Source organism: Streptomyces sp. (assembly GCF_050698815.1).
GTDB lineage: Bacteria > Actinomycetota > Actinomycetes > Streptomycetales > Streptomycetaceae > Streptomyces.
Genome location: NZ_JBOHCV010000471.1, coordinates 1 through 7,036, shown reverse-complemented (window position 1 = coordinate 7,036; position 7,036 = coordinate 1). Strand labels below are relative to the sequence as shown.

The window sequence follows — 7,036 nt, the reverse complement described above, 5'->3', positions numbered from 1 at the left end:
CGGATCTGCGGCATCGCGCCCGCCGCGATGGCGAACTTCCGCACCGGCCCGGTCAAGAGATAGGTGACCGCTGCCGTGACGCAGAGCGTCAGCAGGTATTCACGCACGGGCTCCCCAGGGTTCTCGCCGGCTCCTTGGCCCACACCCTAAGACACCGGTGGAGGTCCGGCGGTTTCACGGATGCGGGACTACGGACAGACATCGGACGGGTACGGGACAGTCATACGACGGGCGCGGGACACGCATCGGACACACGGGCCCCGGGCTAGGTACGGGTGGGGACGCCGGTCAGTGCGGTGACGACCGGGTCGAGGGCCTTGCTGATCTCGTCCCCCACGGACCGGAAGTAGGGGATCGGCGCACCGTAGGGGTCATAGATCTCGTCCGCCTCCGGGCTGGGCGCCAGCAGCCAGCCGCGCAGTGCGGCAGCCGCCTGGACCAGCGCGTAGGCGCGCTCGACCACGCCCTGGCTGGAGCGCGGGTCGGGCAGCGTCGCGGCGTCTATGGCCCGTACGAGCCGGGTGAACTCCTTCAGTGTGAAGGTGCGCAGCCCGGCCGAGTGACCCATGGAGATCACCTGCGCCCGGTGGTCACGGGTCGCGGTCAGCACGAGATCGGCCCGTATCACGTGCTCGTCCAGCAGCTCGCGGCCGCGGAAGCCGTGGGCGTCCGCTCCGTGCTCCAGCAGCACCTCGGCGGCGTGCTCCTCCATCGGGGCGCCCTCGTGGCCCCAGGTGCCCGCGCTCTCGACCAGGATGCCGCCGCTGCGCGCCTGGCCGAGCCGCTCCGCCAGGGCATGCCGGGTCAGCCGCTCGGTGAGTGGCGAGCGGCACACGTTGCCGGTGGAGACGTGGAGGATGCGGAACGCGCCCGCGGCGCCGTTCATGCCGCCGGGGTCCGGTGTGCCACGCCCGTGCGGGACTGTCACCGCGGGCATCTCCCGACCGCCCGGGTCACGAGGCCACCTCCAGGTCGGGCACGACCTTCCGCAGCTCCTCCGCGCTCAGTGCGCCCGCGCGCAGCAGTACGGGCATCTTCCCCGTGACGTCGACGATCGAGGAGGGCACCGAGTCAGGCGTCGATCCCCCGTCGAGGTAGACCGCGACCGACTCGCCGAGCATCTCCTGCGCGGCGTCGCAGTCCTGCGGTGCCGGGTATCCGGTGAGGTTGGCGGAGGAGACCGCCATCGGGCCGAACTCGGTGAGCAGTTCGATGGCGACGGGGTGCAGCGGCATCCGTACCGCCACCGTGCCGCGGGCGTCGCCCAGGTCCCAGGTCAGCGACGGCTGGTGCTTGGCGACCAGGGTCAGCGCGCCCGGCCAGAAGGCGTCCACCAGTTCCCAGGCGAGCTCGGAGAAGTCGGTGACCAGGCCGTGCAGGGTGTTCGGGGAGCCGACGAGCACGGGCGAGGGCATCCGGCGGCCGCGGCCCTTGGCCTCGAGCAGGTCGCCGACGGCGTCCGGGCTGAAGGCGTCGGCGCCGATGCCGTAGACGGTGTCGGTGGGGAGTACGACGAGTTCGCCGCGGCGGACCGCCGAGGCGGCCTCGCGCAGGCCGGTCTTGCGGTCGGTTGCGTCGGTGCAGTCATAACGTCGTGCCATCACGGCACCTCCCTGCGGGCTGTGGCGAATCGGGGCCGGTTGTTGAGGTCGGGGTGGTCCGCGGCGTCGGCCCAGCCGCGATCCTCGGTGAAGATCCACGGCACCTGGCCGCCCTGGGTGTCGGCGTGCTCGATGACCACGACGCCGCCGGGGCGCAGCAGCCGGTGTGCCGTGCGCTCCAGTCCGCGGATGGTGCTCAGCCCGTCCTCCCCGGAGAACAACGCAAGTTCCGGGTCGTGGTCGCGGGCCTCGGGAGCGACATACTCCCATTCGGTGAGCGGGATGTAGGGCGGGTTGGACACCACGAGGTCGACTTGGCCGTCGAGTTCGGGGAGCGCGGTGAGCGCGTCGCCGTGGTGCAGGGTGACGCGGCTTCCCTCGACGTTCTTCCGCGCCCAGCCGTACGCGCCCTCGTCCAGCTCGACGGCGTGGACGCGGGAGCGGGGCACCTCCTGGGCGAGGGCGAGCGCCACCGCGCCGGAGCCGGTGCACAGGTCGACGATGAGCGGTTCGGCCACATCCATCGCCCGTACCGCGTCTATCGCCCAGCCGGCCACCGACTCCGTCTCCGGGCGTGGCACGAACACCCCTGGCCCGACCTGCAGTTCGAGGTAGCGGAAGAAGGCGCGTCCGGTGATGTGCTGGAGCGGTTCGCGGGCCTCGCGGCGGGCGACGGCCTCCCAGTAGCGGGCGTCGAAGTCGCTGTCGGCGACCCGGTGCAGTTCGCCGCGCTTGACGCCGTGCACGTACGCGGCCAGCTCCTCCGCGTCGAACCGCGGCGAGGGCACTCCCGCGTCGGCCAGCCGCTGAGTGGCCTGCGCCACCTCGGCGAGCAGCACACCGCGGGGGTTGGGGGGACGCCCCCCGGAGGAATGCAGCATGTCTGGTCCGTCCACCTGTCCGTACGCGCGTTTACTGGGCCGCGGCCAGCTTGGCCGCGGAGTCGGCGTCGACGCACGCCTGGATCACCGGATCCAGCTCGCCGTCCAGCACCTGGTCCAAGTTGTACGCCTTGAAGCCGACCCGGTGGTCGGAGATCCGGTTCTCCGGGAAGTTGTACGTGCGTACCCGCTCCGACCTGTCCACCGTGCGGACCTGGCTGCGGCGGGCGTCGGAGGCCTCCTGATCGGCCTCCTCCTGGGCGGCGGCCAGCAGCCGGGCGCGCAGGATGCGCAGCGCCTGCTCCTTGTTCTGCAGCTGGCTCTTCTCGTTCTGGCAGGAGACGACGATGCCGGTCGGCTCGTGGGTGATGCGGACGGCGGAGTCGGTGGTGTTGACCGACTGGCCGCCGGGCCCGGAGGAGCGGTAGACGTCGATCCGCAGGTCGTTGGAGCTGATCTCGACGTCGACGTCCTCGGCCTCGGGGAGGACGAGGACCCCGGCGGCGGAGGTGTGGATGCGGCCCTGGGACTCGGTCGCGGGCACCCGCTGCACGCGGTGCACGCCGCCCTCGTACTTCAGCCGGGCCCACACGCCCTGGCCGGGCTCGGTGGCCCCGCCGCCGCCCTTGGTCTTCACGGCGACCTGAACGTCCTTGTAGCCGCCGAGGTCGGACTCGTTGGACTGGATCAGCTCGGTCTTCCAGCCCGCGCGCTCGGCGTAGCGCAGATACATCCGCAGCAGATCGCCGGCGAAGAGGGCCGACTCGTCGCCGCCCTCGCCCGCCTTGATCTCCAGGATGACGTCCTTGTCGTCGCTGGGGTCACGGGGTACGAGCAGCAGCCGCATCTTCTCCGTCAGCTCCTCGCGGCGCGCCTCCAGCTCCTTCACCTCGGCGGCGAAGTCGGGGTCGTCGACGGCGAGTTCGCGGGCGGTCCCGATGTCGTCCCCGGTCTGCTTCCAGGACTGGTACGTGGCGATGACGGGGGTGAGCTCGGCGTACCGCTTGTTGAGCTTGCGCGCCCGCGCCTGGTCGGCGTGGATCGCCGGATCGGCGAGCTGCCGCTCCAGCTCGGCGTGCTCGCCGATCAGTTCCTCGACCGCCTCGAACATCGTTTGTCCCTTTACATGAAGAAGAAGGTGCCGGGCAGCAACGAAACAGCGCCGGCCCTGCACGCCCGGCGCGGGGGCGTGCCGAGGACCGGCGCTGGAGCGGAGCTACTTCTTGGCGGATCCGGCGTTCTTGCCCTTGCCGAACCGGGCCTCGAAGCGGGCCACACGGCCTCCGGTGTCGAGGATCTTCTGCTTGCCGGTGTAGAAGGGGTGGCACGCGGAGCACATGTCGGCGCGGATGACGCCGCCGTTCACGGTGCTACGGGTGGTGAAGGAGTTGCCACAGGTGCAGCTGACCTGGGTCTCGACGTACTCCGGGTGGATGTCGCGCTTCAAGGGTGTCTCCTAGATCGGGAGGGCGCCGGGTCGGTGGACGGGTTGTCCTTCCGTGAACCGGGGCCGACGGTCCAGTCTGCCATCACTGGCCGTACCTCCCAAAACCGGGGGCGGGCGCCATGTATTCCCGGACAGCCGCGTTTCCCGGACAGCCCGAGTTTCCCGGGCAGCCGCGCCGTTCCACCTGGGCGGCCGGTCCGGACCGGCTAACGGACCACGCCGCCGATGTCCGTCTGCTCGCCCGCGGAGCCCTTCGTCGCCGACTTCGGTATCGCCTTGTCCCGCTCCAGCGCGGCCCACATCTTGTCGGCCTTGGACTTCATCGGCACGACCCGGTTCGGATCGGCCGGGTCGTAGTTCACCGGCATCGTCGACATCTGGATGTCGTCGGACTTGATGCCCTTCAGCAGCTTGGCCATGCCCGCCAGATCGTCGACGGAATCCAGCTCGGAGTCGGTGGTGACGGCTGAGGTGGCGGTGTCGGCGAGCTTGTAGAGCTTCGTGGGGCTGCTGAAGACCCCGATCTTCTCGATCTGGTCCCGCAGCGCCTTGACGAACGCCTGCTGCAGCTGGATACGGCCCAGGTCGCTGCCGTCGCCGACGGCGTGCCGGGTACGGACGAGGCCGAGCGACTGCTCACCGCTGAGCTTGTGGGTGCCGGTGGACAGGTCGAGATTGCTCCTCCGGTCCTTGATCGGCTTCTTGGTGGTGATCTCGACTCCGCCGAGGTTGTCGATCAGCTTCTTGAAGCCGGAGAAGTCGACCTCGACGTAGTGGTCCATCCGTACGCCCGACATGGACTCGACTGTCTTGACGGCACAGGCCGGGCCGCCGGCCTCGTAGGCGGAATTGAACATCGCCCGCTGGGCGGGAGTCGTGCCGCCGCCGTCGTCCCTGGCGCAGCTGGGGCGCTCGACGACGGTGTCGCGGGGTATCGAGACCACGCTCGCCTTGTCGTGCTTCTTGTTGACGTGCACGACCATCGCGGTGTCGGAACGGGCACCGCTCTGGGTCTTGCCGTACTTGGCGTTGGCGCCGGAGCGGGTGTCGGAGCCCAGCACGAGGATGTCCATCGACCCGTTGGGGGTGTTGTCCGGGCGGTGCTTGCCGAGCTTGGCGTCGATGTTCACGCCGGAGATGTTGTCGTTCAGCTTGAAGTAGGCGAAGCCGAGGCCGGAGCCCCCGAGCAGGACCGCCGCCGCGGCGCTCCAGGCGGCGGCCCGCAGGATCCGCCGCCGCCGGCTGGGCGACCTGCGGCGGCGGCCGGTCGGGCACACGCCGCCCCGGGAGCGTCCCGTGGCCGGTGCCTGCCCGTCCGTGCTCTCGTCCGCCATCGCTGCTTCCCCACTCCTGCCGTGCGGCTGTGTCGTCGTGCGAAGGGTCTGCGCGTCGCCGTCCGTGTGCGTCGGGGGGACTGCTGCCTGAACGGGCGCCTTGCGGAAGGGTTGCACACGGTGTGACCGTGCCGCCCCGGTACATCAGTGCGGCACTGTTTTGGGCCGAATAGGCCCATTGCCCCCTTCACCTGGGACGACACGTCCACCCGTGGGGGTTCGGGCGGGCTGCGGCCCGCCCGGGCCTGTGGCCAAGCTCTCAGCCCTGCTCACACACGGCGAGGGCCGTCCCACCGCAAGTGGTGGGACGGCCCTCGCCGCGTGTAGCGCTTGCCGGGTGTCAGTCGCCCGGGTTCGGGGTGTTCTTCTGGATCTGGAGCAGGAACTCCGCGTTGGACTTCGTCTGCTTCATCTTGTCCAGCAGCAGCTCGATGGCCTGCTGCTGGTCCAGGGCGTGCAGCACCCGGCGGAGCTTCCAGACGATCTGCAGCTCGTCCTTGGGCATCAGGATCTCTTCCTTACGGGTGCCCGACGCGTCCACGTCCACCGCGGGGAAGATCCGCTTCTCGGAGAGCTTGCGGTCCAGCTTGAGCTCCATGTTGCCGGTGCCCTTGAACTCCTCGAAGATCACCTCGTCCATGCGCGAGCCGGTCTCCACCAGCGCCGCGGCCAGGATCGTGAGTGAGCCGCCGTCCTCGATGTTGCGCGCCGCGCCGAAGAACTTCTTCGGCGGGTAGAGCGCGGTGGAGTCCACACCGCCGGAGAGGATCCGGCCCGACGCGGGAGCCGCCAGGTTGTAGGCGCGCCCCAGCCGGGTGATGTTGTCCAGCAGCACCACGACGTCGTGACCCAGCTCCACCAGCCGCTTGGCCCGCTCGATGGCCAGCTCCGCGATCGTGGTGTGGTCCTCGGCGGGACGGTCGAAGGTCGAGGAGATCACCTCGCCCTTGACCGACCGCTGCATGTCGGTCACTTCTTCGGGCCGCTCGTCCACCAGCACCACCATCAGGTGGCACTCCGGGTTGTTGACCGTGATCGAGTTGGCGATCGACTGGACCACCATCGTCTTGCCGGCCTTCGGCGGCGCGACGATCAGCCCGCGCTGGCCCTTGCCGATCGGCGAGACCAGGTCGATGATCCGCGAGGTCAGCTGGTTCGGCTCGGTCTCCAGCCGCAGCCGGTCCTGCGGGTACAGCGGCGTCAGCTTGTTGAACTCCGCCCGGGCCTTGCCGCCTTCGGGCGAGGTCCCGTTGACCGAGTCCAGCCGCACCAGCGCGTTGAACTTCTCCCGCCGCTCCCCCTCGCGCGGCTGCCGCACCGCACCGGTGACGTGGTCGCCCTTGCGCAGGCCGTTCTTGCGCACCTGCGCCAGCGACACGTACACGTCGTTCGGCCCCGGCAGGTAACCCGAAGTGCGCACGAAGGCGTAATTGTCCAGGATGTCGAGGATTCCGGCCACCGGAATCAGCACGTCGTCCTCGGCGACCTGCGGCTCGAACTCCTCGCGGCCACCGCGACGCCCCCGGCGGTCGCGGTAGCGGCCCCGGCGGCCGCGCCGGCCGCCCTCGAAGTCGTCGTCGTCGTCGCGGCGACCGCCGCCGCGCTGACCCTGGCCCTGGCCCTGGCCACCGCCCTGGCCCTGACCCTGCTGGCCACCGCCCTGACCCGGGCCGCCGCCCTGACCGCCGCCTTGGCCGCCGCCCTGACCCTGGCCGTCGCCCTTGCCGCCGCCCTGACCCTGGCCGTCGCCCTTGCCGCCGCCCTGGCTCTGAC

At 70.4% G+C, this 7,036-nt stretch carries 7 protein-coding genes; all 7 read right to left on the bottom strand.

Features of this window, described 5'->3' with window-relative positions:
* Positions 1 to 265 precede the first annotated feature (265 nt).
* Positions 266 to 928 carry a protein-tyrosine-phosphatase gene (locus tag ACRDP3_RS17020; protein WP_431517806.1) on the bottom strand — a complete coding sequence of 221 codons (663 nt, stop codon included), beginning with the start codon at positions 926 to 928 and terminating at the stop codon, positions 266 to 268.
* A gap of 25 nt (positions 929 to 953) precedes the next feature.
* Positions 954 to 1,601, bottom strand: coding sequence for an L-threonylcarbamoyladenylate synthase (locus tag ACRDP3_RS17015; RefSeq protein WP_431517805.1), 648 nt, complete (start codon positions 1,599 to 1,601; stop codon positions 954 to 956).
* Positions 1,601 to 2,482: a peptide chain release factor N(5)-glutamine methyltransferase gene (prmC, locus tag ACRDP3_RS17010; RefSeq protein WP_431517804.1), complete on the bottom strand. Its 882-nt coding sequence runs from the start codon at positions 2,480 to 2,482 to the stop codon at positions 1,601 to 1,603. The genes ACRDP3_RS17015 and prmC overlap by 1 nt, the downstream gene beginning before the upstream one ends.
* 31 nt (positions 2,483 to 2,513) lie before the next feature.
* Entirely contained in the window at positions 2,514 to 3,593 is a 1,080-nt protein-coding gene (gene prfA, locus ACRDP3_RS17005; protein WP_431517803.1) for a peptide chain release factor 1, read from the bottom strand.
* A gap of 105 nt (positions 3,594 to 3,698) precedes the next feature.
* Complete coding sequence (gene rpmE / locus ACRDP3_RS17000) at positions 3,699 to 3,929, bottom strand: 50S ribosomal protein L31 (protein WP_431517802.1); 231 nt, start codon at positions 3,927 to 3,929, stop codon at positions 3,699 to 3,701.
* Positions 3,930 to 4,135: 206 nt separating this feature from the next.
* Positions 4,136 to 5,263 carry an LCP family protein gene (locus tag ACRDP3_RS16995; RefSeq protein WP_431517801.1) on the bottom strand — a complete coding sequence of 376 codons (1,128 nt, stop codon included), beginning with the start codon at positions 5,261 to 5,263 and terminating at the stop codon, positions 4,136 to 4,138.
* A 340-nt stretch (positions 5,264 to 5,603) separates the two neighbouring features.
* On the bottom strand, positions 5,604 to 7,036 hold a 1,433-nt coding region (gene rho, locus ACRDP3_RS16990), incomplete at its 5' end, for a transcription termination factor Rho (RefSeq protein ID WP_431517800.1).